Here is a 26303-nt window from a genome sequence, read left to right as displayed (position 1 = left end):
GACTCGCCAGGCAGGAGGCAGGATGGCAACGGCCACGAAGACGCCGGCTAAACGCGCGGCGTCTCAAACCAGGGCGGCAGCCGCGGCGTCGGCAGCCGCCAAGTCGACGCGCGCGTCGACTCGCGCGGGCGGCGGCGCGGTAGAAAAAACGTCGTCGAAAACGGGTGGGGCGGCGGCGAAAGCCGGTGCCGCAACCGCCGCACCAAACAAGAACCCGGTCAAACGTTTGCTCAACGGTTCGGGCGGCGCGGGTGTCGAAGGCGCGCATGCGCCGGCCGCGAAACGCGCGAAGAGCAACGGTGCAACGCGGGTGAAAGGCAATGGCGCCGCGCCGGTCAAAAGTGCGGCCAAGCTCGCGGCCGAACTCGCCGGCGACGTGCAGGAACTCGCGCGCGACACCCACGCGGGTGAGGTCGTGCGCAAGACCCGGGTATCGGCTGCATCGGCGAGCGCGGCCAGTGCGAACGGCGAAGCAGCCGGCGCGAGTGCGCTCGCGAGCGAAGTCGCAGTGCCGGTGCAGATCGGCGGCCTCGCACCTGAAGTCACGCGCCCCGCGTATTGGGACAAGGCCTGCGCGGATCTCGTCAAACGTGACCGCATTCTCAAAAAGCTGATTCCGAAATTCGGCCCCGTGCATCTGCTGAGCCGCGGCGATCCGTTCGTCACGCTCGCGCGCTCGGTGGTCGGGCAGCAGATTTCGGTCGCCGCCGCGCAGGCGGTGTGGGGGCGCGTCGAAGCCGCGTGTCCGAAGCTCGTGCCGCAACAGTTCATCAAGCTCGGTCTCGAGAAGCTGACTGCCTGCGGTCTGTCCAAACGCAAGGCCGAGTATGTGCTCGATCTCGCGCGGCATTTCGTGTCGGGCGCACTGCACGTCGGCAAATGGACGTCGATGGACGATGAGGCGGTGATCGCCGAACTCACGCAGATTCGCGGCATCGGCCGTTGGACCGCGGAGATGTTCCTGATCTTCAATCTGTCGCGTCCCGACGTGCTGCCGCTCGACGATCTCGGTCTGATCCGCGCGATCAGCGTCAACTATTTCAGCGGCGAGCCCGTTACGCGCAGCGAAGCGCGCGAGGTCGCGGCGAACTGGGAACCGTGGCGCACCGTGGCGACCTGGTACATGTGGCGTAGTCTCGATCCACTGCCGGCCGACAGTTAAAGAACAACAGGAAACGCAGCCGTTTCGGAAACTATCGTGTATATGATGTCGATAGTTGAGAAAAGGTTTTGACATCGGCGCGCGCGGTTAGAATACGCGCTGCCCGGTAAGTCCAAGGATTACAACCAAATGAAGACCACCTTTCTGGATTTCGAACAGCCGATCGCTGAACTCGAAGCGAAGATCGAAGAATTGCGCTTCGTGCAGGACGATTCGGCCGTCGATATTTCGGAAGAGATCGAGCGGCTGTCCAAAAAGAGCCAGCAGCTCACCAAAGATCTATACGCGAACCTCACACCGTGGCAGGTTTCGCAGATCGCCCGTCATCCGCAGCGTCCGTACACGTTCGACTACGTGAGCGAGCTGTTCACCGACTTCCATGAACTGCACGGCGACCGCAACTTCGCGGACGATCAGTCGATCGTCGGCGGTCTCGCGCGTTTCAATGGCCAGGCTTGCATGGTGATCGGTCATCAGAAGGGCCGCGACACCAAGGAACGCGCGATGCGCAACTTCGGCATGCCGCGTCCGGAAGGCTATCGCAAGGCCGAGCGTCTGATGCGCCTCGCCGAAAAATTCGGCTTGCCGATCTTTACGTTCATCGACACGCCGGGTGCCTACCCGGGCATCGGCGCGGAAGAGCGCGGGCAGTCGGAAGCGATCGGCCGCAATCTGTATGTGATGGCCGAGCTGAAGACGCCGCTGATCGCGACGATCATCGGCGAGGGCGGTTCGGGCGGCGCGCTCGCGATCGCAGTCGCCGACACCGTGCTGATGCTGCAATTCTCGACCTACTCGGTGATCTCGCCGGAAGGCTGCGCGTCGATTCTGTGGAAGAGCGCCGCGAAAGCGCCGGAAGCCGCGGAAGCGCTCGGCCTGACCGCGCATCGCCTGAAGGCGCTCGGTTTGATCGACAAGATCGTCAACGAGCCGCTCGGCGGCGCGCATCGCGATCCGAAGGGCATGGCCGCGCTGCTGCGCCGCGCGCTCGCCGATTCGCTGCGTCAGTTCCAGGGCATGAGCACCAACGACCTGCGCGAGCGCCGTTTCGAACGGCTGATGGCGTACGGCAAATTCAAGGAAACGACGCCGGGCGCGTAAGCCTGCGCGCGCGTTCGTCCTCGTCTCTCTTTCGTCTACCAGCGCCGCCCGCGCTAACGACGTGACTTCCACCGCTGCTTCATCCGCCGAGCGCCTCGTGATCGAGGCGGTCGGCGCGGCGTTGTCCGCGCTCGATGCGCTCGATCCGAACGCGCGCATCGCGGTCGCATTCAGCGGTGGCGTCGATTCGAGCGTGCTGCTCGATGCGGCAGTGCGCGTCGCGGGCGCATCGCGTGCGGTAGCGCTACATGTTCACCACGGTTTGAGCCCTCACGCTGATGCGTGGCTCGCGCATTGCGAGACGTTCGCTCGCGAGCGCGGTGTCGAATTCGACGCACAGCGCGTGGAGGTGTCGCGCGCGAGCGGTGTGAGCGTCGAGGCGGCTGCGCGCGACGCGCGTTATCGTGCGCTCGATGCGATGTGCGCGATGCACGGCATTCGCACGTTATGGCTCGCGCAGCATGCGGATGATCAGGCCGAGACCGTGCTGCTGCAACTGCTGCGCGGCGCGGGTCTCGCGGGCCTCGCGGCGATGGCGCCGGAGTTCCTGCCGGCGAATGCGACGGCGACGCGCGTGCGGCCGCTGTTGCATCTGCTGCGTGCGCAGCTCGATCACTACGCGAGCGCGCACAAGCTGCGCTGGATCGATGACGAATCGAACGCGGACACACGCTACGCGCGCAATGCGCTTCGCCATCAGGTGACGCCGGCGTTGGCCGTGCATTTCCCCGGTTTTCGCGACGCACTGTCACGCACGGCCGTGCATGCGGCATCGGCGCAGCGTCTGCTCGACGCGCTTGCACGCATCGATATGGAAGCCGCGTCGCGCGACGAAGGACGCGCGCTCGATCACGATACGCTGCTCGCTCTCGACGACGATCGCGCGCTGAATCTGTTGCGCTACTGGATGCGCACGCTTGGCTTCGTCGCTGCGTCGAGTGCGCGTCTTGCCGACGCATTGCGGCAGTTGCGCGAGGCTGGCGCCGGGACCGACGGGCATCGTCTGCGTATCGATCATGCGGGGCAGGCGCTGCGCAGCTATCGTGGTCTGGTCTATTGGGAGGCGGGCGATAGCCGCGAACCGGCCGACGAGACTGCGCTCGTCGAGCGCGAGATCAGCGAGCTGGTGTGGCAGGGCGAAGAGGTGTGGCACGTGCCGCAGTGGCGCGGCACGTTCGTGTTTGCGACGGTGGATTCTGCTGCCACGGCTGCCAATGTTTCGCCTCACAACACGTCGAACATCGAAGCTGCCGATACGATTCCGCTCAGCGTTCTCCAACGCGCATCGCTCAGCGCGCGAGCACGTCGCGGCGGCGAGCGCATACGCATTGGTGCGCCGAATGCGCCGAGTCGCACGTTGAAGAATCTGTTCCAGGAACGCGGCATCCCGGCGTGGAAACGCGACGTGCCGCTGCTGTACGTCGGTGACGAACTGCTGTTCGTGCCGCTGATCGGCGTGAATCGGGCGGTGTTGCGCGACGTGCCACTGACTGACGAAGCGTCGGTGAAAATCATCTGGCGTGAGGATCTGTTGCTCGCCTGACCGACCGGTCGGATTGCCGCGAGGCTTCGACGCGCGCCAACAGCAATCGCGAAATAGGGCGCAAATCAGCGGAAAACCGCGCTTTGCAGGCCAGAATTAACGCATTTGAACGCTCGTCGCGGCTTGTCTTTTTACGTCTAATCGGGTACTTTAGCTCGCTTGCCCGACCCGATTTCGCCGTCGCTTTTGTCGCTATCGTTCGTTATTGCCGGTTTGCGAGCGTGATCCGTCGTTGCCGTTATTTCCGATCAGCCATTAGCGATCCTGTTTCCGGGCAAATCCGCGCCTGCTTCACGCGCGCTGCATTTCGCCGCCACACACTTCGCCGCCGTTCACGAGACGTTGCGCCCCTGTGCTTTGAGTGCGGTTGTCTCCAGCGCGCCCGCGCGTTTTCTCTCTTAGTTCAGAACGACAATGGCACTCATCGTACATAAATACGGCGGCACCTCGATGGGCTCGGTCGAGCGCATCAAGAACGTCGCCAGGCGCGTCGCGAAATGGCACAAGGCTGGCCACAAGATGGTCGTCGTGCCGTCGGCAATGTCCGGCGAAACCAATCGCCTGCTTGGCCTCGCGAAAGAAATCACGACCCAACCCAGCCCCCGCGAACTCGACATGATCGCCGCCACCGGCGAGCAGGTCAGCTCGGGTCTGCTCGCGATCGCGCTGCAGGAAGCGGGCGTCGACGCGGTCAGCTACGCAGGCTGGCAGGTGCCGGTCAAAACCGATAGCGCGTTCACGAAAGCGCGCATCAGCGACATCGATGGCGAGCGTGTGTTGCGCGACCTCGACGCGGGCAAGGTGGTCGTGATCACCGGCTTCCAGGGTATCGATCCGGACGGCAACATCACGACACTCGGCCGCGGCGGCTCGGATACGTCGGCGGTTGCAGTGGCGGCGGCGTTGAAGGCCGACGAGTGCCTGATCTATACGGACGTCGACGGTGTGTACACGACCGACCCGCGCGTTGTCGAAGAAGCGCGCCGGCTCGATCGCATAACGTTTGAAGAAATGCTGGAAATGGCCAGCCTGGGTTCGAAGGTGTTGCAGATCCGCTCGGTGGAATTCGCCGGCAAATATCAGGTGAAGACACGCGTTCTGTCGAGTCTGACTGATCCGCTGATGTCGCTCGACGAAGAAATGAAGTCGGGCACCCTGATTACTTTTGAAGAAGACGAGACCATGGAAAAAGCTGTCATCTCGGGCATCGCGTTTCAGCGCGATGAAGCGCGTATCGCCGTGATGGGTGTACCCGACAAGCCGGGCATCGCGTATCAGATTCTCGGCCCGGTGGCGGACGCGAATATCGATGTCGACATGATCATCCAGAACCAGAGCGTCGAAGGTAAAACGGCGTTCACGTTCACGGTTGGTCGCGGCGACTATGGGCGCGCAATGGAAATCCTGACCGGCACCGTGAAGGCACATGTGCAGGCCGAGCAGGTGCTGGGTGATCCGAAGGTGTCGAAGGTGTCGGTGGTTGGCGTTGGCATGCGCTCGCACGTCGGCATCGCGAGCAAGATGTTCCGCACGCTGTCGGAAGAGGGCATCAACATCCAGATGATCTCCACGTCCGAAATCAAGATTTCGGTGCTGATCGACGAGAAGTACATGGAGCTCGCAGTGCGCGCGCTGCATAAGGCATTCGAACTGGATCAGGCGTAAATTGCTGAAACAACGGGGCGCATGAGAGCGCCCCGTTTGTTTGTGGCGTCCATATGAACGAATTGCGTCGCCAATCGCAAAGTTGGCACAAAAAATGTTCTGCGGACATTGACCTTATTGGCCCGGCCCGCTATTATCTTGGCTTCGTCGCACTGACTCCCTGTGCGATAGAAAGTTTGGGAGACGTGGCCGAGAGGTCGAAGGCACTCCCCTGCTAAGGGAGCATCTGGGCCAAAACCTGGATCGAGGGTTCGAATCCCTCCGTCTCCGCCAGCAATGGTGGCGAAACCCCGCAGAGTCTAGGCTCTGCGGGGTTTTTGTTTTTTGGTCCATCGGCATGCGAACGTTGCCGGTTCGTGGTCGATAATTACGCGTGCAGACGTACGCATTATTTGCTGCGCGCAGCGCTTCGTAATTCGTACCGAGTAGCGCCCCGGAGGAGAAGTTCGTCGCGGCTCCACGTGACGGTTGCAGTGCGTATGCCACTGGCTGCCTTGACAACACCTTTGCGACATTTTTCACCACTGTCTGTCCGATGTAACCAGACGTTACCCGTCGCTAGAAGCCGCGATGTTCAGCATCAGTTATTACAAAGTTGAAATACGCGCGATGCTACGTTGCGCTATATTTCCGCCAACAAAACACGTTCCTACAAAGGTGATCAATGAAGTCCGCTCGTGTTGTTCCGCTTCTGCTCGGGGTGTTGACGCTGGGTGCATCGGGTGTCGCGATGGCCGGGGGTCTTAACGTCGGTGTCAATATCGGCATTCCCGCACCGGTCTACGTTGCACCGGCTCCAGTCTACGCACCGCCGCCGCCGCCCGTCATTTATCAGCCGGCGCCGGTGTACGCCGCGCCGGCCATCGTGATCGGCTGGCATGGCGACCGTTATTGGGACGGCCGTCGCTACTGGGCACGCGATGACTGGTACCGCCACCATCCGCCGGGCCGCGGCTATGGCCGCGATTACCACGATCATGGCCGCAACTGGCATTGAGCCGTTCCGCAGTGATGAAAAGAACCGCCCGCAAGGGCGGTTTTTATTTGGCGAGAGCATTTGACCGCGGCGTGCTTTATCGCATCGAGCTGGCGGACCGGGCGGACTAATTGGGTAGAATCCTTCACACCGCCATTGCCCAACTCACCAGCAAGACCTCTATGACAACTGGCTCGCGACGGGTTCAAACGCCTGCTGTACGTCGACACAGCGTGATCCACGGACCCTTGCGCATCGCATTTGCCTTCGCGCTGGCCTTTATCAGTCTGTTCGCCACGTCGCCGGCGCAAGCAGTCCATGCGATCGCGCAATACGGCGAGCCGAAATATCCGGCGGACTTCAGGCACTTCGACTACGTGAACCCCGATGCGCCGAAAGGCGGCACGCTGGTGCTCGCGAACCCAAGCCGTCTGACGAGCTTCGACAAGTTCAATCCGTTCACGCTGCGCGGCAACGCGGCGCCGGGCCTCGAATTGATGTTCGAGAGTCTGACGACCGGCAGCGCCGACGAAGTCGCATCCGCGTACGGGCTGCTCGCCGACGACATCATCGTCGCGCCCGATGGTCTGTCGGTCACGTTCCATATCAATCCGCGCGCGCGCTTTTCGAACGGCGATCCTGTCACCGCCGACGACGTCAAGTTCTCGCTCGATACGCTGAAAAGCCCGCAGGCCGCGCCGCAATACGCATCGATCTTCGGCGAGATCCAGCGCGCGGTGGTGGTCGACCCGCACACGGTGCGCTTCGAATTCCACGATCGCAATCGCGAGTTGCCGCTGCTCGCCGGCAGCATGCCGGTGTTCTCGCGCAAGTGGGGAATGAAGCCGGACGGCAGCCGTATCCCGTTCGACCAGCTCGCGTTCGAAAAGCCGATCGGCAGCGGTCCGTATCTGATCGACAGCTACGACAACGGCCGCACGATCACCTTTAAACGCGATCCGAACTACTGGGGCGCCGATTTGCCGGTGCGCGTCGGCATGAACAACTTCGATCGCATCGTCTACAAGCTGTACGCCGACGCGACCGCGCGGCTCGAAGCGTTCAAGGCCGGCGAGTACGACGCGCTCGTCGAATACATCGCGCGCAACTGGGTGCGGCGCGACGTCGGCAAGCGCTTCGACAGCGGTGAGCTGATCAAGCGCGTATTCCCGCAGCACAACGGCACCGGCATGCAGGGCTTCATCCTGAATACGCGCCGGCCGCTGTTTCAGGACGTGCGCGTGCGCAAAGCGCTCGATCTCGCACTCGATTTTCAATGGCTGAACCGGCAGCTGTTCTTCAATCAGTACACGCGCATCGACAGTTTTTTCGCCAACACCGAATGGCAGGCGAAAGGGCTGCCGTCGCCGGGTGAACTCGCGCTGCTCGAACCGTGGCGCGACAAGCTGAACCCCGCCGTATTCGGACCGATGCCGACGCAGCCCGACACCGATCCGCCCGGCTCGCTGCGTGTCAATCTGCTGCAGGCGCGCGATCTGTTGCAGCAGGCCGGCTGGGTGTATCGCGACGGTGCGTTGCGTAACGCGAAGGGCGAGCCGTTCCAGTTCGAGATCCTCGACGATTCGGGTTCGGCCGCGTCGATGGAGCCGATCGTTGCGACCTTCACGCGCAATTTGCAGAAGCTCGGCATTACCGCGACGTTTCGCGTGGCCGATTACGCGGTCTATCAGAAGCGTCTTGACGCATTCGATTTCGATGTGACGACGATCCGCATGCCGGATGTGCAGGTGCCGGGCTCGGAGCAGATCAACCGCTTCGGCAGCAAGGCCGCCGATACGACCGGCTCGGACAATGTGATCGGCGTGAAGTCGCTGGCGATCGACGCCGTGCTCGACGCGCTCGTGCACGCGCAAACACGCGAGCAACTGACCGACGCGGCGCACGCGCTCGACCGTCTGCTGATGCATGGCTACTATGTGGTGCCGCACTGGTACAGTGCCACGCACCGGGTCGCGTTCAAGCGCGGTCTCGCATGGCCGAAGACGCTGCCGCTGTACTATGGCGCGGAAGGCTGGATCACGTCGATGTGGTGGTACGAGAACCCGCAAGCGCATGCGCAAACGCCGCCTGCGGCCGCCACGCCGTCGAAGCCGTAGCCGCGCGCCGAAGCAGCGTTCATGCGTCGACGCTGGCCGGCCGATCGATCGCTTGCTCTAACGCGCCTAGTCCAACGTCTTCACCGGAATACCGTCTATGTGGAGCTACATCCTCAAACGCCTGTTGCTGATGATCCCGACCTTGCTCGGCGTGCTGACGTTGACCTTCGTCGTGATCCAGTTCGTGCCGGGCGGACCCGTCGAGCAGATGCAGCACGAATTGCGCAAGGGCGCGGAGAGCGCATCGCCGTTCGGGCTGCGCGCGCATAGCGGCGTCGACGCGCAACAGCTCGCGCAACTGAAGCAGCTATACGGTTTCGATAAACCGCCGCTCGAACGTTATGTGCTGATGCTCAAGCGCTTTGCGACCTTCGATCTCGGGCAGAGCTATTTCCGCCATCAAAGCGTGTGGTCGCTGATCGTATCGAAGCTGCCGGTGTCGATCAGCATTGGGTTGTGGACGTTCTTTCTGACCTATCTGATATCGGTGCCGCTCGGTATCGCGAAGGCGGTGCGCAACGGTTCGCACTTCGATATCGCGACGAGCCTCATCGTGCTGATCGGCTATGCGATTCCGGGCTTCGTGCTCGGCGTGCTGCTGCTCGTGCTGTTCGGCGGCGGCACGTTCCTGCAGCTCTTTCCGCTGCGCAATCTCACTTCGGACAACTGGGACCAGTTGAGCATGGTCGGCAAGGTGCTCGACTATCTGTGGCACATCACGTTGCCGGTCACCGCGTCGGTGGTCGGCAGCTTCGCGGTCGTTACGATGCTGACCAAGAACGCGTTTCTCGACGAGATCCGCAAGCAATACGTGCTGACCGCGCGCGCGAAGGGTTTATCGGAAAAGCGCGTGTTGTGGAAGCACGTATTTCGCAATGCGTTGCTGCCGCTGATCGTCGGCTTTCCGGCCGCGTTCATCGGTGCATTCTTCACCGGCAGCCTGCTGATCGAAACGTTGTTTTCGCTCGACGGGCTCGGGCTGCTGTCGTATGAGTCGGTGATGCGGCGCGACTACCCGGTCGTGCTCGGCACGTTGTACGTGTTCACGCTGATCGGTCTCGTGACCAAGCTGATCTCCGATCTCTGCTACGTGTGGGTCGATCCCCGCATCCAATTCGAACAACTGGAGCGCTGATGAATCGAGCCCGTCTTTCCACCGATGCGGCGGCGCGCACCGAACCCGCGCGCGCACTGGTGTCGCCGACGCCCGCGCGGCGCGTGTGGCAGCGTTTTCGCCAGCAGCGTCTGGGTTACTGGAGTCTGATCATTTTCGTCGTCGCGTTCGCGGCGAGCCTCGCCGCGCCGTTGTGGTCGAACGACAAGCCGCTGGTGGTGCGCTACGACGGCCACCTGTATTTTCCGATGTTCAAGACCTATGCGGAGACCACGTTCGGCGGTGACTTCCCGACGCCGGCCGATTATCTCGATCCGTATATCAAGCATCGTTTCGACGCGCCGGGTAACTTCGCGCTGTATCCGCCGAACCGCTACTACTACGACACGCTCAATTACTTTTCGAAAGTGCCGAACCCGGCACCGCCGTCCCGCGATAACTGGCTCGGCACCGACGACCGCGGCCGCGATCTGTTCGCGCGTCTGCTCTACGGCTTTCGGGTATCGGTGGAGTTCGGGCTGGTGCTGACGTTGATCGGCACAGTACTCGGCATCGCCGCCGGAGCGGTGCAAGGTTATTTCGGCGGACGCACCGACATCATCGGGCAGCGCCTGATCGAAATCTGGGCCGCGATGCCCGAGCTGTATCTGCTGATCATCTTCTCCGCGATCTTCGAGCCGGGCTTCATCCTGCTGATCGTGCTGCTGTCGCTGTTCGGCTGGATCGGGCTGTCCGATTACGTGCGCGCGGAGTTTCTGCGCAACCGCCAGCAGGACTACGTGCGCGCGGCGCGCGCGATGGGGCTGTCGAACTGGCAGATCATGTGGCGCCACGTGCTGCCGAACAGCCTGACACCGGTCATCACGTTTCTGCCGTTCCGGATGAGCGGCTCGATTCTCGCACTGACGAGCCTCGACTTCCTGGGCCTCGGCGTACCGCCGCCGACGCCGAGCCTCGGTGAACTGCTCGCGCAGGGCAAGGCGAATCTCGACGCATGGTGGATTTCGATGTCGACCTTCGGCGTGCTGGTGGCGATGCTGCTGTTGCTCACGTTCATGGGCGACGCGCTGCGCAATGCGCTCGACACGCGTATCTCCGATGCGATGCGCGCGGGAGGCAATCAATGAGCGCGGCACCGCAAAACAATCCGGTATCGACGGATACGCCGCTGCTTGAACTCGACCATCTGCGCGTCGCGTTCGGCGACACGGTCGCGGTGAACGACGTGTCGCTCGCGATCGCGCGCGGCGAGCGAGTCGCGCTGGTCGGTGAATCGGGATCGGGCAAGAGCGTGACCGCACTGTCGGTATTGCGTCTGTTGACCGATGCGCAGGTGAGTGGGGCGATCCGCTTCGACGGCGAAGATCTGCTCGCGAAAAGCGAGCGCGCGATGCGCGGCCTGCGCGGCTCCGACATCGCGATGATCTTCCAGGAGCCGATGACCGCGCTCAATCCGCTCTATACGATCGGCGACCAGATCGCGGAGACGATCGTCACGCACGATGGCGTGAGCGCGAACGAGGCCGCGAAGCGCGCGGTCGAGCTGCTCGCGCGTACCGGTATCGCCGAGCCGGGCAAGCGCGTGAACAGCTACCCGCATCAACTGTCGGGCGGCCAGCGGCAACGCGCGATGATCGCGATGGCGCTCGCGTGCCGGCCGCGTCTGCTGGTCGCCGACGAGCCCACCACCGCGCTCGACGTGACGATCCGCGCGCAGATCGTCGAGTTGCTGCTCGAACTGCAGCGCGACGAGGCGCAAAAGCGTGGCATGGCCGTGCTGCTGATTACGCACGACCTGAATCTGGTGCGCCATTTCGCGCAGCGCGTCGCGGTGATGGAGCAGGGCGTGCTGGTCGAAACCGGGCCGGTCGAGCAGGTGTTCGACGCACCTCGGCATCCGTACACGCAGCGGCTGCTTGCGAGCCGGCCGCAGCGCGCGGTGCTGCCGGTGTTGCCGATTGCACCGGTGCTACTCGAAGCGCGCGACGTGTCGGTCGATTTCAGGACCAAACTGCCGGGTCTGCAAGGCTGGTTTAAATCCGGGCATTTCCGTGCGGTCGAGCAGGCGAACGTGTCGGTGCGTCAGGGCGAGACGCTCGGGATCGTCGGCGAGTCGGGATCGGGCAAGTCGACGCTCGCGATGGCGCTGCTCGGCTTGCAACGCACCGCGCACGGCGCGATCGAGTTTCAGGGCAGGGCGCTCGGCAGCTATCGGGGCGCCGAAAAAACTGCCTTACGGTCGAATATGCAGGTTGTCTTTCAGGATCCGTTCAGTTCGCTTTCGCCGCGTCAGACGATCGAGCGGATCGTCGGTGAGGGACTCGCGCTGCATCGTCCGCAAATGACGCCGCAGGCGCGCCGCGACAAGGTGGTCTCGGTGCTGCGTGAGGTCGGCATTGACCGCACGGCGCTGTATCGCTATCCGCACGAATTTTCGGGCGGTCAGCGGCAGCGTATCGCGATCGCACGCGCGCTGGTGCTCGAGCCGCGCGTGCTGATCCTCGATGAGCCGACCAGCGCGCTCGATGTGTCGATCCAGCAGCAGGTGCTGAAACTACTCGCCGGTTTGCAGCAGAAATACAATCTCGGCTTCGTGTTTATCAGCCACGATCTGGAGGTCATCGGAGCGATGGCGCACCGTGTTGTGGTGATGCAAAACGGAGCTATCGTCGAAGCCGGGAATGTCGAGAAAATTTTTGCGACGCCGTCCCATCCTTACACGCAAAAGCTACTGAAAGCAGCGCTTGACCGTTGAATTTTCAACTAATCGTCAATTAGGTGGGTATCTCGATTGATTTTTTCTATTTGTTTTGACACGCAAATACTTACTGGCTAGTATCGACCAAACTTTTTTTCGCAGTCCACTGATTTTCAGGCAAAAACTACCGACCAATGCAGCACAGAAACCTAACCCAGGCTTGTACGCGCGTCGTCGCCGGGATGTTCATTGGCGTCTTGATGGCAGCAACTCCCGGCGCATTCGCCGACGAAGTAAGCAGTTTCAATCAGACCGTCTCCTATTCGACCAACTCCGGGTCGGATGCTCTCTCCCTCTCCACTCCTCAAGCACCCGTTGCCGATAGCGGCAGCGCCAGGTCGTTTCTTTCCGGCATGGCCGGCAAGGCGGGCGATGTGGTGGTCGGCGCGCTGAACATGATCGGCGTTCGCTACCGTTGGGGCGGCAATACGCCCGATTCGGGACTCGATTGCAGCGGATTCGTGCGCTATGTGTTCCAGGACACGCTCGGCCTCGCGCTGCCGCGCCGCGCCGAGGAAATGAGCCGAATGGGCGAGAAGGTGCGCGTAAGCGACCTGAAGCCGGGCGATCTGGTGTTCTTCAATACGATGCGCCGTACGTTCTCGCATGTCGGCATCTATATCGGCGACAACAAGTTCGTGCATTCGCCGTCCACCGGCAGCACGATCCGCGTCGACGACATGGATGACGGCTACTGGGAAAAACGCTTCACCGGCGCACGCCGGCTCGAGACTTCGTACCAGGGCGATCAGGGTGACGATCTGCGCAAGCGCGTGAACGCGTCGATCGGCGGAAATAACTGATTCCGGTCTGACTCTGAATTAGCGATAAAAAAGCCTGCTTCATCGAAGCAGGCTTTTTTGCGTTTGGGTTTGGATTTGGGCTCGGATCTTTCTGGACGGCGATCCTCACCATCCGTGCCGCCTGTGCCTCACCTATGGCCCGCCTGTGTCCGTCAGGTAGGTCAGGCCGCCAGCCGACGCGCCGCGAGCTTGCGCTGCAGCTCCGGCATCATCTTCGCGACCGCTTCCTCGCCCGCGAGAATCGCCGCGTTACGCTGCGAGAAATCGCTGCCGCTCATCGCCGCGAGGTTCGGGCGGATCACGATATCCGCATATTTATCGAGTTCGTAGGCCTTGATCGTCTGGCCCATGATCGTGAAGGTCTGCATCAGTACGTCGAACGAACTGCTGGTCAGGCCGGTTTCCGGGCGCTGCGAAATATCGACGGCGATCACGAAGTCGGCGCCCATGCGGCGCGCGGACGATGCCGGCACCGGACTCACCAGCCCGCCATCCACATACTCGTGGCCGCCGATTTTCACCGGCTCGAAAATCGACGGTACGCTGCACGACGCGCGCACCGCGATGCCGGTGTTGCCGCGCTGGAACAGAATCGGCTGGCCCGTCTGGAGATCGGTTGCGACGACGCCGAGCGGCTTGACCATCTTTTCGATCGGACGATTGTTCAGCGTCGTGTTCAGATAGTTTTGCAGCGCGACGCCTTGCAGCAGGCCGCGTGTGCGAAACGGCATGGCCCAGTCGCTGATCGACGCTTCGTCCATGCTGAGCGCGAGCTTGTTCAACGCGAAGCCATTCATGCCCGACGCGTACAGTGCGCCGACCACCGAGCCGGCGCTCGTGCCGGCCACCAGGTCGATCTGGATATTGCGCGCCTCGAGCGCCTTGATCACGCCGATGTGCGCGAAGCCGCGCGCGGCACCGCCGCCGAGTGCGAGTGCGACACGCATGGGCTTCTGAGCTTTTTCAGGCGCGGTGGGCGGGACGGTGGGCGTGGAGGTGATCGGTGCGCTATCGAGTTTGCCGCCGGTCGTGGTACAGGCGGCGAGCACCGCCGATGCGGCTGCCAGCGAAAAATGGCGGCGCCCCAAACGGGCGGTATCGCGCGGGGATGAGGGTTTCAACGAGTTCTCCAGCAACGGCGCGGACGAGAGCCGCGGCGTCATGCGTGCCGCGATCAGGCAGCGGATCAAACGATGCGAAGCGCCGATGGCGGCTCCACTCGCCGGGGCGGGTCCAGCCGGGATTCATCCGGCTCCTGCTCGCAGCGCGCGCACATCATAAAGCAAAGGATCGGCTCGCGCGGTGGGCTGTAATGAAACGTTGCAGAGGAAGTATTCGGGAACTGCTGAGCGCTTTCAGCATGGGTTCGACGAGCGATGCCGCACAGCCTGCACGAGTGATGCAGTGAGACGAAATGCAGCGATCAAGTCAAGTATTGACGATGTGCGAACCGGCCCTCCGTGATGGGATCGATATCGACGGCAATTCGGTGTGACTCCGCTCCGTGCGGAGACCGCCAACGCGGATTCGCCAAGCCGCGCCGACGCTTCGGGATGCCTTGCTCGCACACGCCCATCGTCCATCTGAACGACGGCGGCAATAGGGGTGCGGAAGGTATAATTCGACGCTTGCACTTCTTTCCTTCGTGTCCGTGCGCGGCATCGCGCAGCATGGGCACGCTCCGCTGCCGCGCTTCGCGGGCCTGAGCGCCCCGGGCGCCTGTTTTTCCGAGTACCGCTAATGACCACCTCCGTTCGTACCCGTTTCGCACCGAGTCCCACCGGCTTCATCCACCTCGGCAATATTCGCTCCGCGCTGTATCCGTGGGCGTTCGCGCGCAAGATGAAGGGGACTTTCGTGCTGCGGGTCGAGGACACCGACGTCGAGCGCTCAACGAGCGAATCCGTTGACGCGATTCTCGAAGGCATGGCATGGCTCGACCTCGATTTCGACGAAGGTCCGTTCTACCAGATGCAGCGCATGGACCGTTACCGCGAAGTGCTGAAGGAGATGCAGGAGGCCGGGCTCGTCTATCCGTGCTACATGTCGACGGAGGAGCTCGATGCACTGCGCGAGCGTCAGCGTGAAGCGGGCGAAAAGCCGCGCTACGACGGCACGTGGCGCCCGGAGCCGGGCAAGGTGCTGCCGGAGCCGCCAGCGGGCGTAAAGCCGGTGCTGCGCTTTCGTAACCCGCTGAGCGGCATCGTTGCGTGGGACGACGCGGTGAAAGGGCGCATCGAAATCTCGAACGAAGAGCTCGACGATCTGGTGATCGCGCGCCCGGACGGTACGCCGACGTATAACTTCTGCGTCGTCGTCGACGACCTCGACATGCGCATCACTCATGTGATCCGCGGCGATGATCACGTGAACAACACGCCACGCCAGATCAACATCCTGCGAGCGCTCGGCGGCGAACCGCCCGTCTACGCTCACCTGCCGACCGTGCTGAACGAGCAGGGCGAAAAGATGAGTAAGCGTCACGGCGCGATGAGCGTGGTGGGCTATCGCGATGCCGGCTACCTGCCGGAAGCGGTGGTCAACTACCTGGCACGCCTTGGCTGGTCTCATGGCGACGCGGAGATTTTCACGCGCGAACAGTTCATCGAATGGTTCGATCTCGAACACCTCGGCAAGTCGCCGGCGCAGTATGACCACGACAAGCTGAACTGGCTCAACGCGCACTACATCAAGGAAGCCGATAACGCGCGCCTCGCCGACCTGGCGAAGCCGTTCTTCGCGGAACTTGGTATCGATGCGGCCACGCTTGCGCAAGGGCCGGATCTGACGGCCGTAGTGGGTCTGATGAAAGATCGCGCGTCTACGGTAAAGGAGATCGCACAGAACGCCGCGATGTTTTATCTCACGCCGGCGCCCGATGCCGATTCGCTCGCACAGCATGTGACCGATGCCGTCCGCCCCGCACTCGCCGACCTGGCCGCCGCGCTGAAGAGCGTCGAATGGACGAAGGAGGCTATCGCCGCTACGCTGAAGGCCACGCTCGGTGCCCACAAGCTGAAGATGCCGCAACTCGCGATGCCTGTTCGTCTGCTGGTTGCGGGTACCACGCATACGCCGTCGATCGATAGCGTGCTGATGTTGTTTGGGCGTGATGTCGTCGTCGATCGTATTGAACGAGCGCTGGGCTAATGAGTGGTTTTAGGTGTGCGTGAGAGGGTTTTGCATACGACCTGAAAAAATTCGCATGTAATTGCTCAAAGGGTATTTACAAAGCGCAGATCGGCCTCTAAAATCTCGTTTCTCTGATGTGCAGGGGGTATAGCTCAGCTGGGAGAGCGCTTGCATGGCATGCAAGAGGTCAGCGGTTCGATCCCGCTTACCTCCACCAACAAAGCAGAGTAAAAGTGGTTTATGAAGCATTGAAGTTGTAGTAAAAAAGACTTCACAAATCACCGAGATGTAGATATAGTATCGGTCTTCGCGATTAACGAAACGAAATAACTGCAAAGTTAGCGTGAGTTAGCAGCGAATTAAAGACAGATCTGAAAAGATTATGTCCCCTTCGTCTAGAGGCCTAGGACATCACCCTTTCACGGTGAGTACAGGGGTTCGAATCCCCTAGGGGACGCCAAAACATCAGCGTCGCTTTAGTGTTCGAGTAGCAGTAAAGCAGCGCAGCTTGCGAAGAATTAACCGACGCTCGCAAGCTAGGGTGTAAAGACTGGAGTGGTAGTTCAGTCGGTTAGAATACCGGCCTGTCACGCCGGGGGTCGCGGGTTCGAGTCCCGTCCACTCCGCCAGACAAAGCCCGTTCAAACAAACCTGAACGGGCTTTTTCATTAAAGGTGTAAGCAGTCGTTGTCCCCTTCGTCTAGAGGCCTAGGACATCACCCTTTCACGGTGAGTACAGGGGTTCGAATCCCCTAGGGGACGCCAGAACATCGGCGTCGTTCGGTTGGAAATTGAACGGTGCAGCCAGTGAGCGGACACGACACCGCAAGCTGTGGTTCAAAATCTGGAGCGGTAGTTCAGTTGGTTAGAATACCGGCCTGTCACGCCGGGGGTCGCGGGTTCGAGTCCCGTCCGCTCCGCCAGATTTGAGAAAGCCCACTTCGAAAGAAGTGGGCTTTTTTATTTCTACAGTGTTCCTTAACTACCGTTCGTCGCGCACTTCATGACGGCTCGGGACAAACAGCCATTGCCAGCCTGCGTGGCCTGTTTTACCGTTGAGCCGATTCATCCTCGCGGTCTTGCCATGTTCGATCCCACCGAAGCCCCGTCACCGTTTCATCTGCGCACGGCCAGCATGGATGATTTCGAGTTTGCCGAGGCACTGACGCGCAACAACATGGGCGGCTACTATCGTCGGCATCATCTGGTCTGGCGCGGTGATCTGTTTCTCGGCAGCTGGCGCGAGTCGGAGAATTTCATTCTCGAAATCGACGGTGTGCCGATGGGCGTGCTGCGTATCACCGAAGAGGGTGACTCGCTGCATATCCGCGATGTGCAGATTGCCGAGGGTTATCGACGGCTCGGCGCCGGTACATTTCTGCTCGACATCTCGCATCAATGGGCACGCGAGCGTGGGCTGAGCGAGTTGCAGTTGCGCGTGTTTGTCGATAATCCCGCGGCGCGGTTGTATCAGCGCAAGGGATACAAGCTGGCCGGGCCAAGGCTCGCGCAGCTAGGCGCGATTCGTCATCTTGCGCGGCGGGTTTGAGGCGCGACTTACACTGATCATCGGCGTTCGGCGTTCGGCGTTCGGCGTTCGGCGTTCGGCGTTCGGCGTTCGGCGTTCGGCGTTCGGCGTTCACACATGCCAGGTATCCCGACTGACGCACATGGTGCGCCAGCGATTTAGCGCTCAACAACGCCCGTCGTGTCCGCGCGATCCTGTGCCGTTTCCTCATCGTCCTGCGAATCGTGCTGTTCGCCATTGGCGGCGCGATGTTCCGCGCCTCGCTCGATAAACGCGCGCGGGCTCTCGCCGAACGCGCGCCGGAACATCGCCGAAAACGCGCTCTGGCTCTGATAGCCCAACTCCTGTGCCACATGCGACAGCGGCCGTCCCTGGCTGAGCAGCGGAATGGCGCGCGCGAGAATCGCCTGCTGCCGCCACTGCGAAAAACTCACGCCCAGTTCCTGGCGGAACAGACGCGCAATCGTGCGCGTGCTCGCGCCGATTGTCGATGCCCATTGCTCCAACGATTCGCCATGCGTCGGGTCCGCGATCACGGCCTCGCAGAGCGCGCGCAGTCGCTTCTCGCGAGGCATCGGCACGGACAGCGGCAGCGGCTCCGAGCGCGTCAGTTCATCGAGCGCGAGTGCGCCGAGCAACTGCTCGCGCGCGGCGGACAGCCCGGGCGTGTCGAGCGCGGCAATCACTTCACGCAGCAGGTTCGACACTTCCACGACGCGCGGCGTATCGAGCCCGGCCGGCACGGTACTTTCGGTGATGTAGAGCGTGCGCAGGAACGCATCCTCGACGGCGGCCACCTCGTGCGTCACGTGCGGTGGCACCCAGATCGCTCGCGACGGTGGCACCATCCACGTGGTGCCCGTTGTCGTGACGCGCAGCACGCCGCGTGACGCATACGCCACCTGCGCCCATGCATGCGTGTGACGCGCGATATGCCAGCCGGCCGGCATCGGCCGCGAGCGCACGCGAATCGGGTGCGTATCGGTCGGTGCAAACTCAGGCGGAATGTCGGCGAAGCGAACGCGGCTCAACCGCTCGGAATCGGTGGACGAAGTCATGGCCAGTTCGGTTCAAATAACAGTGTGTGCGTGACGGACGAAACGTCCAGCCATCGCAACGTACCGCAGATCCGCACCATTGTAGAGGCTGCCCGGCTGATGTTCTTCCCGAGTTCCTCGTGAGGCGCTTTGCCCGCGCAATATGGCACCGGCGATGGCCGTTGCATAATGTGCCGGTTGCCCGCAGCCCTCAGGAGACTTTATGAGCTTTGCTACCGCGGATTTGTGCGATGCGCACGAAGACCAGCTGACGCTCGGTACGCTGCGCGTGCTCGAGCCCGTATTCCGATTGTTCAGCCGCGCCGCGTATTTCAGCGGTCCGGCCGTGACGCTCAGCGTCTTCGAGGACAACGCGCTCGTGCGAGCGACGCTCGAAGAGCCAGGCGTGAACCGCGTGCTGGTCGTCGATGGTGGCGGCAGCCTGCGCTGTGCGATCGTCGGCGGCAATCTCGCGCAGATCGCGCAGCAGAACGGCTGGGCGGGCATCGTCGTGTACGGTTGCGTGCGCGATACGCTTGAGCTCGACGAGATCGACATCGGTATTGCGGCGCTCAACACCTGTCCGCGACGCTGTCAGCGACGCGGTGCCGGCGAGCGCGATGTGCCGGTGCGCCTGCCCGGTGCGCTCGTGCGGCCGGGTGAATGGATCTACGCGGATGTCGATGGCGTGCTCGTCGCGAATGAGGCGCTGGACGAAACCGCTTGATGCGTGCTGTAAAGCCGCAACTGCAACCATCCGCGATCGATCCGCAATCGGCTTGCCACCGGTTTAGCCACCAGGCTACTACCGCCGAACCACCCCTGAAACGGCCCGCAAGCGGCAGCCCCCAACCCACCAGCCCCAACCCATACCCCAGGAGATCCGACGACGATGCAAACCGTTTTTATCTACGGCACGCTGCGTGCCGGCGAAGCAAACGACATCACCGAAGCCGCGGCGCGCAACGACATTGCCGCGCCGACGCTGCTCGGCAGCACGACAGTGCGCGGCCATCTGTTCGACTTCGGCAACTATCCGGGGCTCGTCGTCGACGAAGCGGGCATCGACGTGCGTGGCGACGTCTATGAAATCGACGACGCGCTCGTCGCCGTGCTCGACGAAATCGAAGCGGTGTACCCCGGTGTCGAGGATCGCTTTCTGGCGCGCGACGTGATGGTGAAAGTGGACGGCAACGTCGTGAATTGCCGCTTCTATCCGGTCACGCCGAGCGCAGTGAAGGGGCTGACTGAGATTCGATCGGGCGACTGGGTCGAACATCGGCGCACGCGCTAACCAGAGGCGCGCAAACGCGACGGCGCGCCGACTCGATAGCCGGCGCGCCGTCGTTCATCGCGATGCAATCACGCGGCCCGATCGATCATGGCTTAGCTTCAATCTTCTGGACCTGATCCGCGCGAGCCGCCGCATCGCAATCGTCAGATTTCTTCATAAAGCGGCAGCGTCAGAAAATCGGTGAACTGCTGCGCGGTCGACATCTGTTCGAAGATCTGCGCGGCCCGCTCATACGGCGCGGTATCGCCACCGACCGTCTGCTTCACCTTGTCGAGTTCCTGCGCCGCCAGTTCGCGCACGAGTTCCACCGTCACCTTGCGGCCATCGTCGAGCTTGCCCTTCGGCGAGCGGATCCACTGCCACACTTGCGAACGCGAAATCTCCGCGGTCGCCGCATCTTCCATCAGGTTGTGAATCGGCACGCAGCCATTACCCGCGAGCCACGAGCCGAGGTAGTGAATGCCGACATTGATGTTGTTGCGCAAGCCTGCTTCGGTGATCGGCGCTTCCGGGCGGAAGTCGAGCAGATCGGTGGCCGTCACGAGCACGTCGACGCGTTGCTTGCCGATCTGGTTCGGTTTGTCGCCGAGCACTTTGACGAATTCTTCCATCGCCACCGGCACGAGGCCAGGATGCGCGACCCAGCCGCCGTCGTAGCCGTCGCCTGCGTCGCGCGCCTTGTCCGAGCGCACGCCGGCCATCGCCTTGTCGTTGGCGGCCGCATCGTTCCTGATCGGAATCAGCGCACTCATGCCGCCGATCGCCGGCGCATTGCGGCGATGGCAGGTCTTCAGCAGCAGCAGCGCGTACGCGCGCATGAACGGCGACGTCATCGTGATCTGCGAGCGATCGGCGAGGCAGAAGTCGCGGTCGGCCTTGAACTTCTTGATCGCCGAGAAGATGTAGTCCCAGCGGCCGGCATTCAGACCCGAGCTATGTTCACGCAGCTCGTAAAGGATCTCGTCCATTTCGAAGGCGGCGACGATCGTTTCGATCAGCACCGTCGCGCGGATCGAGCCGCGCGGCACGCCGACCGCTTCCTGCGCGGCGACGAAGAGGTCGTTCCACAGACGTGCTTCGAGATGGCTCTCCAGCTTCGGCAGATAGAAGTACGGGCCCGAGCCGCGCGTGAGCAGTTCCTTCGCGTTGTGCACCATGTACAGCGCGAAATCGAAGATGCCGCCAGATACGCGCTTACCGTCGACCTTTACGTGCTTCTCGTCGAGGTGCCAGCCGCGCGGACGCACGATCAGCGTCGCGGTCTTGTCGTCGAGCCGATACGACTTGCCGTTCTGTTCGAGCGAAATCGTGCGGCGCACGGCGTCCTTCAGATTGATATGACCGGTGATCTGGTTATGCCAGCTCGGCGCATTCGAATCCTCGAAGTCGGTCATGTAGGAATCCGCGCCCGAGTTCAGCGCGTTGATGATCATCTTGCGTTCGACGGGGCCCGTGATTTCGACACGCCGGCATTGCAGATCGTGCGGTAGCGGCGCGATCGTCCAGTCGCCTTCGCGCACGCTTTTCGTGCTGGCGAGGAAGTCGGGCCGCTCGCCGGCATCGAGCCGCTGTGCGCGTTCGACGCGCGCCTGCAGCAACTGCTGGCGGCGCGGCTCGAAGGTGCGATGCAGCGCGGCGACGAGTTCCAGCGCGTCGCGCGTCAGAATCGCCTCGAAACCGGGCGCGATGTCGCCGGTGATTTCCATGCCCTGCGGCAGCGACAGCGAGTTCGTCATGTTTTCTCCTTGGTCGGTCAGGTTGCAGAAATTGCAGAAATGCGAAGGTTGAAAAGCAGTGGGTGAGTGGGAGGCGCAGTCGTCATACGCGCGGGCTGGCGCGCTTGCGGCTGCCGCCGCTGTGCTTCGTGTTTCGATGGTTCACGTGTGGCGGCGCCGGCGCCGCGAACCCCTGCAGAAAGCCCAGCAGATCGTTCATGCCGCTGCCCGTGCCATGCGGCGTGACGCCCAGTTCCTCGAGCGGCGCGTTGTGCCGGTTGAGCCAGAACGTCGTGAAGCCGAACCATGCGGCGCCGGCCACGTCCCAGCCGTTCGACGACACGAAGACGATCTCGCGCGCGGGCACGCCGAACGCGGTGGGACCGAGCGCATAGGCAGCGGGCGACGGCTTGTACGCGCGCACGGCATCGACGGACAGCACGTGGTCGAACAGCGCGCTCATGCCGGCGCTCCTCAGCGCGACGTCGAGCATGCGCGGATCGCCGTTCGACAGGATCGCGAGACCGAGGCGCGGCGCGTCGACCGCGTCACGCAATGCGCGCAACGCCGGCACCGTATCGGGAAAGGCGGACAGGCACGCGTATTCGTCCATCAGCCGCTTTTCGGCCACGCGGCCCAACGTGAGCTGGCGTTTTTTCGCGGCGAAGCGCAACGCGTCGAGCGTGATGTCCCAGAACGGACGGTAGTGTTCGTCCGGCGCGTCGACCCGCGCGGCGAGCGTGCGCAACTGCGTGTATTCGATCTGCTTGTGGCGCCACAGCCGCGACAGCGCATCGCCATGGCCGGGGAACAGTTGTTCCGCGACGGCGATCACCGAATGCACGTCGAAAAGCGTGCCGTAGGCGTCGAAGATCACTGCTCGCGGGAAAGGTGTCGTTGTGGCCGACATTGCCGTGCGCTCCATTCAGAGGTCGGGATCGATTTTATTGGTAGCATCAGACGCACAGAAATAGGCTAAAGATCACTTGATCTTTTACTTTTCTATACCTAATCTCACGCGCACACTCACTTTCGGCGTCAAGCGCGGCGCGCATCGTTCATGGACCGTTTCAAGCAGATCGAGACTTTCGTCATCGTCGCGGCCAAGGGCAGTCTGTCCGCGGCGGCGCTCGCCGAGGGCGTCGCGCCGGCGATCATCGGCCGCCGTATCGATGCGCTCGAGGAGCGCCTGGGCGTCAAGCTCCTGGTGCGCACGACCCGCAAGATCACGCTGACCTTCGAGGGCTCGGCGTTTCTCGAGGACTGCCAGCGCATCATTCACGACATGCACAACGCGGAGGCGAGCGTGTCGGCGGGCGGCGTGAAGGCGAGCGGCCATCTGCGGCTGTCGGCGCCGGCCGGTTTCGGGCGGCGGCATGTCGCGCCGCTGGTGCCCGCGTTCACGGTCGCGCATCCGGATGTGTCGATTACGCTCGATCTGTCGGACCGTCTCGTTGATCTGGTCAACGAAGGTTTCGACTGCGCGGTGCGCCTCGGTGAGCTGCCGGATTCGTCGCTCGTGTCGCTGAAGCTCGCCGAAAATCGCCGCGTGTGCGTCGCGGCGCCCGCGTATCTGAGCCGGCGCGGCGCGCCCCATAGCCTCGCCGATCTCGCGCGCCACAACTGCCTTGCGCTCGGCGCGAGCGCGAACCAGCAGCGCGGCTGGATGTTCCAGCAGGACGGCAAGGTCGTGTCGATCAAGGTATCCGGCACGATGGAATGCTCGGACGGCGCGGTGCTGCACGAATGGTGTCTTGCCGGGCACGGGCTCGCATGGCGCTCGTGGTGGGAGGTCGGCGCGGAACTCACGGCCGGCCGGCTCGTGACCGTGCTCGACGAATTCGCCGCGCCGCCAATCGGCATTCACGCGGTGTTTCCGCAGCGCCGCCATTTGCCGCTGCGGGTACGGCTGTTCCTCGATTTTCTCAAGCACACCTACGGCGAGCCGGGCTACTGGAACTGAGCGCGCGGCTTGCGCGGCACGACACGGCCGCGTGATGCGTACCGGACTTCCGGCATCCGGACAGACCCTCGACTGATCCTCACCCACATCCGCACGCACTACAATCGATGCGAGCGGCCCGCGGGCCGGGCTTCGTTGAACGCTGACGCCGCGCTGCGCGCAGCCGGTGACGGAGGACATCATGTTCACGCACATCCTGGTTCCGACCGATGGTTCAGACCTGTCGCGCAAGGCGATGGCGGGCGCGATCGATCTCGCGCAGGCTGTCGGCGCGCGAGTTACCGCGTACGCGTGTCTGCCGCAATATCCGTACTCGCCGTTCTCCGACGTCGCGGTCGAGCCGCCCGGCGAATTCCTGCAGCGCAGCGAGCGCGAGGCACGCCTGCATCTGCGCGAGGTGGAACAGGCCGCGCGTCGGGTCGGCGTGAGTGTGCAGAGCCGCACGAGCGTGCATCCGGCGCCGTATCTCGGCATCATCGAAGCGGCCGAGCAGGGCGGCTGCGACGTGATCTTCATGGCCTCGCACGGGCGGCGCGGACTCGGCAGCCTGCTGATCGGCAGCGAAACGCAGCGGGTGCTGACGCATACGAAGATCCCGGTGATCGTGTATCGCTGAAACGGCGCGCGGTTGGCATCCATTGCGATCTGGACGGTTTCGAAAAAAACGCGCCGGCGGTATGACGTCGGCGCCGGCGCGTTCAGGTTTGCCGCACGCTGTTGGCGCGTGCTGGCTTCTCTCAGACTCCGGCCTCACCTCACGAAGCTCGCCGCAACGCTCACTGCAGGGCGTGCTGCGAGTCCGGGGCGGCATGGCCCCTCCCTGTGCCGGCGACGCTCTGACGGCGTCGCTCGACGTTTTGCCGATCGTTCCCGGGATCGGGGCACGGGAGCGGCCAACGGCCGGCCCGCGTGCTCTCGGCGTCAGGCAACTTTCTTGTCGAAGAACTGTTCGTCTTCGGTCGAACCGTGCAGCGCGGTCGTCGATGCTTCGCGCTCGACCGTTTGCGTGACCGCGTCGAAGTAGCCGGTGCCGACTTCGCGCTGGTGCTTCACCGCGGTGAAGCCCTTTTCGGCCGCCGCGAATTCCGCCTGCTGCATTTCGACGAAAGCGGTCATCTGGTTGCGGGCATAGCCGTGCGCGAGGTTGAACATCGAGTAGTTCAGCGCATGGAAGCCGGCCAGCGTGATGAACTGGAACTTGTAGCCCATCGCGCCGAGTTCGCGCTGGAACTTCGCGATCGTCGCGTCGTCGAGGTTCTTCTTCCAGTTGAACGACGGCGAGCAGTTGTACGACAGCAGCTGGTCCGGGTACTCCTTATGAATCGCGTCGGCGAATTTCTTCGCGAACGCGAGGTCCGGCTTGCCGGTTTCGCACCAGATCATGTCCGCATACGGCGCGTACGCGAGACCGCGCGAGATCGCCTGTTCGATGCCTGGCTTGGTGCGGAAGAAGCCTTCGACGGTGCGCTCGCCGGTCAGGAACGGGCGGTCGTTGTCGTCGATGTCCGAGGTGACGAGGTCGGCGGCTTCCGCATCGGTACGGGCGAGCAGCACGGTCGGCGTGCCCGACACGTCGGCGGCCAGACGCGCGGCGGTCAGCTTCGCGACCGCTTCGCGGGTCGGCACCAGCACCTTGCCGCCCATGTGGCCGCACTTCTTGACCGAGGCGAGTTGGTCTTCGAAGTGCACGCCCGATGCGCCTGCTTCGATCATCGCCTTCATCAGCTCGAACGCGTTCAGCACGCCGCCGAAGCCAGCTTCCGCATCGGCCACGATCGGCGCGAAGTAGTCGACATAGCCTTCGTCGCCCGGATTCTTGCCTTCGGACCACTGGATCTGATCAGCGCGCGTGAGCGTGTTGTTGATGCGTTTGACGACGAGCGGCACCGAGTTGGCCGGATACAGCGACTGGTCCGGGTACATTTCACCGGCGACGTTCGCATCGCCCGCGACTTGCCAACCCGACAGATAGATCGCCTTGAGGCCGGCCTTGACCTGTTGCATCGCCTGGTTGCCGGTCAGCGCGCCGAGCGAGTTCACGAATGGCTCGTTGTTCACGGCGGCCCACAGCTTCTCGGCGCCGCGTTTGGCGAGCGTGTGCTCGACCTGCACCGAGCCGCGCAGACGGATCACGTCGTCGGCTGAATAGGTGCGCTTGACACCTTTCCAGCGCGGATCGGTTTCCCATTGTTGTTGGAGTTGCTTCGCTTGCTGCTCGCGGGTCATCGTCATGACGTGCTCCTTATTTGCCGGTTATCGAGGATGGGTGACTCTGTCTTCGTCGAAGCGTCCGGCCTGCTGGGGCGTTCTGTTTCGTGAAGTCTTATATAAGAGTCTAGGCAAATCGCCGATCCCTCAATAGACGCAGCAAAGCGTTTTTCCAATATTTATTCCT

Annotated in this window: 21 protein-coding genes and 6 tRNA genes; 22 read left to right on the top strand and 5 right to left on the bottom strand. The window is 62.7% G+C overall.

Translation table 11 applies throughout. The features are described from left to right. Positions 1-22 precede the first annotated feature (22 nt). From L0U82_RS10850 to L0U82_RS10800, 11 genes are all read left to right on the top strand, one after another. Positions 23-1162, top strand: a complete 1140-nt coding sequence (locus tag L0U82_RS10850; RefSeq protein WP_233830735.1) for a DNA-3-methyladenine glycosylase family protein — start codon at positions 23-25, stop codon at positions 1160-1162. Positions 1163-1291: 129 nt separating this feature from the next. Next, positions 1292-2263 carry an acetyl-CoA carboxylase carboxyltransferase subunit alpha gene (locus L0U82_RS10845; protein WP_233830732.1) on the top strand — a complete coding sequence of 324 codons (972 nt, stop codon included), beginning with the start codon at positions 1292-1294 and terminating at the stop codon, positions 2261-2263. 61 nt (positions 2264-2324) lie between these two features. Then, the gene (tilS, locus tag L0U82_RS10840; protein ID WP_233830730.1) at positions 2325-3806 is read left to right on the top strand and encodes a tRNA lysidine(34) synthetase TilS; all 1482 of its coding nucleotides are present in this window, start codon (positions 2325-2327) and stop codon (positions 3804-3806) included. A gap of 414 nt (positions 3807-4220) precedes the next feature. Continuing rightward, positions 4221-5471 carry an aspartate kinase gene (locus L0U82_RS10835; protein WP_233830727.1) on the top strand — a complete coding sequence of 417 codons (1251 nt, stop codon included), beginning with the start codon at positions 4221-4223 and terminating at the stop codon, positions 5469-5471. A 179-nt stretch (positions 5472-5650) separates the two neighbouring features. Then, positions 5651-5744: transfer RNA gene (locus tag L0U82_RS10830), tRNA-Ser, on the top strand. A 391-nt stretch (positions 5745-6135) separates the two neighbouring features. Next, positions 6136-6468, top strand: coding sequence for a hypothetical protein (locus L0U82_RS10825; RefSeq protein ID WP_233830724.1), 333 nt, complete (start codon positions 6136-6138; stop codon positions 6466-6468). Between the two features lie 161 nt (positions 6469-6629). Then, positions 6630-8564 carry an extracellular solute-binding protein gene (locus L0U82_RS10820; RefSeq protein WP_233830721.1) on the top strand — a complete coding sequence of 645 codons (1935 nt, stop codon included), beginning with the start codon at positions 6630-6632 and terminating at the stop codon, positions 8562-8564. 97 nt (positions 8565-8661) lie between these two features. Beyond that, a complete protein-coding gene (locus L0U82_RS10815) occupies positions 8662-9699 on the top strand; it encodes a microcin C ABC transporter permease YejB (RefSeq protein ID WP_233830719.1) in 1038 nt (345 codons plus the stop codon). After that, positions 9699-10805 carry an ABC transporter permease gene (locus L0U82_RS10810; RefSeq protein ID WP_233830717.1) on the top strand — a complete coding sequence of 369 codons (1107 nt, stop codon included), beginning with the start codon at positions 9699-9701 and terminating at the stop codon, positions 10803-10805. Before L0U82_RS10815 ends, L0U82_RS10810 begins: the two co-directional genes overlap by 1 nt. Continuing rightward, positions 10802-12433 (top strand): ABC transporter ATP-binding protein, encoded by a 1632-nt coding sequence (locus L0U82_RS10805; protein ID WP_233830715.1) that lies wholly within the window; start codon positions 10802-10804, stop codon positions 12431-12433. Before L0U82_RS10810 ends, L0U82_RS10805 begins: the two co-directional genes overlap by 4 nt. Positions 12434-12570: 137 nt before the next feature. Then, the gene (locus L0U82_RS10800) at positions 12571-13239 is read left to right on the top strand and encodes a C40 family peptidase (protein WP_233830713.1); all 669 of its coding nucleotides are present in this window, start codon (positions 12571-12573) and stop codon (positions 13237-13239) included. Between the two features lie 161 nt (positions 13240-13400). Here the strand turns inward: L0U82_RS10800 and L0U82_RS10795 are convergent, their stop codons facing one another. Continuing rightward, the gene (locus tag L0U82_RS10795; RefSeq protein WP_233830711.1) at positions 13401-14360 is read right to left on the bottom strand and encodes a patatin-like phospholipase family protein; all 960 of its coding nucleotides are present in this window, start codon (positions 14358-14360) and stop codon (positions 13401-13403) included. A gap of 619 nt (positions 14361-14979) precedes the next feature. Between L0U82_RS10795 and gltX the strand changes: the two genes are divergently transcribed. The 7 genes from gltX (at position 14980) to L0U82_RS10760 (ending at position 17920) form a co-directional block, all read left to right on the top strand. After that, positions 14980-16389 (top strand): glutamate--tRNA ligase, encoded by a 1410-nt coding sequence (gene gltX, locus L0U82_RS10790; protein ID WP_233830709.1) that lies wholly within the window; start codon positions 14980-14982, stop codon positions 16387-16389. A gap of 123 nt (positions 16390-16512) precedes the next feature. Beyond that, positions 16513-16588, top strand: a tRNA-Ala gene (locus L0U82_RS10785). A gap of 167 nt (positions 16589-16755) precedes the next feature. Then, a tRNA-Glu gene (locus L0U82_RS10780) sits at positions 16756-16831 on the top strand. Between the two features lie 92 nt (positions 16832-16923). Further along, positions 16924-17000, top strand: a tRNA-Asp gene (locus L0U82_RS10775). 60 nt (positions 17001-17060) lie between these two features. Then, positions 17061-17136: transfer RNA gene (locus tag L0U82_RS10770), tRNA-Glu, on the top strand. An 81-nt stretch (positions 17137-17217) separates the two neighbouring features. Continuing rightward, positions 17218-17294, top strand: a tRNA-Asp gene (locus tag L0U82_RS10765). Between the two features lie 161 nt (positions 17295-17455). Beyond that, positions 17456-17920 carry a GNAT family N-acetyltransferase gene (locus L0U82_RS10760; protein ID WP_233830707.1) on the top strand — a complete coding sequence of 155 codons (465 nt, stop codon included), beginning with the start codon at positions 17456-17458 and terminating at the stop codon, positions 17918-17920. 137 nt (positions 17921-18057) lie between these two features. Here the strand turns inward: L0U82_RS10760 and L0U82_RS10755 are convergent, their stop codons facing one another. Further along, on the bottom strand, positions 18058-18957 hold the full coding sequence (locus L0U82_RS10755) for an AraC family transcriptional regulator (protein WP_233830705.1): 900 nt from the start codon (positions 18955-18957) through the stop codon (positions 18058-18060). 202 nt (positions 18958-19159) lie between these two features. On the opposite strand from L0U82_RS10755, the gene rraA reads away from it, so the two are divergent. Both rraA and L0U82_RS10745 read left to right on the top strand, forming a co-directional pair. Further along, positions 19160-19663, top strand: coding sequence for a ribonuclease E activity regulator RraA (rraA, locus tag L0U82_RS10750; protein ID WP_233830702.1), 504 nt, complete (start codon positions 19160-19162; stop codon positions 19661-19663). Positions 19664-19828: 165 nt separating this feature from the next. Then, positions 19829-20230, top strand: coding sequence for a gamma-glutamylcyclotransferase family protein (locus L0U82_RS10745; protein ID WP_233830699.1), 402 nt, complete (start codon positions 19829-19831; stop codon positions 20228-20230). Between the two features lie 143 nt (positions 20231-20373). On the opposite strand, the gene aceB is transcribed toward L0U82_RS10745, so the two are convergent. Both aceB and L0U82_RS10735 read right to left on the bottom strand, forming a co-directional pair. Beyond that, positions 20374-21966 carry a malate synthase A gene (gene aceB / locus L0U82_RS10740; RefSeq protein WP_233830696.1) on the bottom strand — a complete coding sequence of 531 codons (1593 nt, stop codon included), beginning with the start codon at positions 21964-21966 and terminating at the stop codon, positions 20374-20376. Between the two features lie 82 nt (positions 21967-22048). Next, positions 22049-22855, bottom strand: coding sequence for a haloacid dehalogenase type II (locus tag L0U82_RS10735; RefSeq protein WP_233830694.1), 807 nt, complete (start codon positions 22853-22855; stop codon positions 22049-22051). Between the two features lie 150 nt (positions 22856-23005). On the opposite strand from L0U82_RS10735, the gene L0U82_RS10730 reads away from it, so the two are divergent. Then, entirely contained in the window at positions 23006-23908 is a 903-nt protein-coding gene (locus L0U82_RS10730; RefSeq protein WP_233830692.1) for a LysR family transcriptional regulator, read from the top strand. 181 nt (positions 23909-24089) lie between these two features. Further along, positions 24090-24524 carry a universal stress protein gene (locus L0U82_RS10725; RefSeq protein WP_233830690.1) on the top strand — a complete coding sequence of 145 codons (435 nt, stop codon included), beginning with the start codon at positions 24090-24092 and terminating at the stop codon, positions 24522-24524. A gap of 305 nt (positions 24525-24829) precedes the next feature. On the opposite strand, the gene aceA is transcribed toward L0U82_RS10725, so the two are convergent. Continuing rightward, complete coding sequence (aceA, locus tag L0U82_RS10720; protein WP_233833234.1) at positions 24830-26134, bottom strand: isocitrate lyase; 1305 nt, start codon at positions 26132-26134, stop codon at positions 24830-24832. Between the last annotated feature and the right edge of the window lie 169 nt (positions 26135-26303).

The organism is Paraburkholderia sp. ZP32-5, from assembly GCF_021390495.1.
Classification (GTDB): Bacteria; Pseudomonadota; Gammaproteobacteria; order Burkholderiales; family Burkholderiaceae; genus Paraburkholderia.
This window is presented reverse-complemented; position numbering and strand designations above follow the sequence as displayed.